This is a genomic window from Streptomyces apricus, from assembly GCF_008369065.1.
Classification (GTDB): Bacteria; Actinomycetota; Actinomycetes; order Streptomycetales; family Streptomycetaceae; genus Streptomyces; species Streptomyces apricus.
In genome coordinates this window covers 1-1,442 of the sequence record NZ_VDFC01000205.1, presented here as the reverse complement: position 1 = coordinate 1,442, position 1,442 = coordinate 1, and the positions used below count along the sequence as shown (strand labels likewise).

2 protein-coding genes are annotated in these 1,442 nt (G+C 74.3%); both read left to right on the top strand.

What is annotated here, in order from left to right:
• Window positions 1–86 precede the first annotated feature (86 nt).
• Window positions 87–1,097: a beta-ketoacyl-ACP synthase III gene (locus tag FGF04_RS39205; protein WP_149516162.1), complete on the top strand. Its 1,011-nt coding sequence runs from the start codon at window positions 87–89 to the stop codon at window positions 1,095–1,097.
• Window positions 1,098–1,211: 114 nt separating this feature from the next.
• Entirely contained in the window at window positions 1,212–1,397 is a 186-nt protein-coding gene (locus FGF04_RS39200; RefSeq protein ID WP_149516161.1) for a hypothetical protein, read from the top strand.
• Window positions 1,398–1,442 lie beyond the last annotated feature (45 nt).

The following is a 1,442-nucleotide window of genomic DNA, read 5'->3' as shown; positions in this document are numbered from 1 at the left end:
CCTTCTCCGCCCCGCCTCCTTCTCCTCCCCCCTCTCTTCCTCTCTCCTTCTCTTCCTCTCCGACCACCCGTCCAGGGAGACCCATCGTGTCCACACCCCCTGCACTGCGGCCTCCCGAGGGTCCGGCGTACGCCCGCGTCGTCGGCGTGGGAGGCTACCGGCCCTCCCGCGTGGTGCCCAACGAGGAGATCGCCCGCCGCATCGACTCCAGCGACCGGTGGATCCGCGACCGCTCCGGCATCGCCGAACGGCGCTGGGCCACCGAGGAGGAGAGCGTGGCCCTCATGGGCGCCGCGGCCGCGGAGAAGGCCCTCGCGCACGCCGGGGTCACCGCCGACCGGATCGGCTGCGTCCTGGTGGCCACCTCCACCCACTTCCGTCAACTGCCCGCCCTCGCCGCGGACATCGCCCACCGCGTCGGCACCACGCAGGCCGCCGCCTTCGACCTCTCCGCGGCCTGCGCCGGCTTCACCCACGCCCTGGCGGTCGCCCACGACATGGTGCGCGGCGGCAGTGCCGGCCACGTCCTGGTGGTGGCGACCGAGCGGATGTCCGACCTGATCGACCACGACGACCGTGCCACCGCCTTCCTCTTCGGCGACGGCGCCGGAGCCGTCGTCGTCGGTCCCTGCGCCACCCCGGCCATGGGCCCGGTGGTCTGGGGCTCCGACGGCTCGCAGGGCGGCGCCATCGACCAGAGCGCCTCCTGGCTCGACCTGCGGGACGGCGTACCCGAACGCTTCCCCGCCCTGACGATGCAGGGCCAGACCGTGTTCCGCTGGGCCGTGTACGAGATGGCCCGCGTCGCCCGGCGGGCCCTGGAGGACGCCGGGGTGGACGCCGCCGACCTGGACGCCTTCATCCCCCACCAGGCGAACCTGCGCATCGTGGACGCCCTCGCCACGGCCCTGCGGCTGCCCGCGCAGGTGGCCGTCGCCCGCGACATCGTGCACACCGGCAACACCTCGGCCGCCTCGATCCCGCTGGCGATCGAGAACATGCTGGCCGGCGGCACCGTCCGCAGCGGCGGGCTCGCCCTCACGATCGGCTTCGGCGCCGGACTCTCGTACGCCGCCCAAGTGATCACACTGCCCTGACGGCGTCCGGCCCGCCGCCCGTTCCGTCACCCGGCCCGCCGCCCGTTCCGTCATCCGGTCCGCCGTGTCCCGACCGCCCACCCGACAGCCCGACCGACCACACCTGGAGTTGACATGATCATGTTCGATTCGTCCGTCGTGCCGCACCCGGCGGGCGTCGCGGGACCCCGATCGGCCACCGCGCACCGGAACGGGGTTCCCGCCGCCCCGGCCGCCGGTCCCGGTCCGGAACCGGAGTGGGAGACGGCGGAGCTCACCACCGTCTTCGACATCATGGGCCGCATCTTCGGCGCCGTCTGACGCGGCGGGGGACGACGAGCAGCCCCGCCCTCCTCGGGACCGGCG

Bases quoted from the DNA above. Each gene is read 5' to 3' on its own strand.
- FGF04_RS39200 (WP_149516161.1), top strand. From the start codon at position 1,212: ATGATCATGTTCGATTCGTCCGTCGTGCCGCACCCGGCGGGCGTCGCG.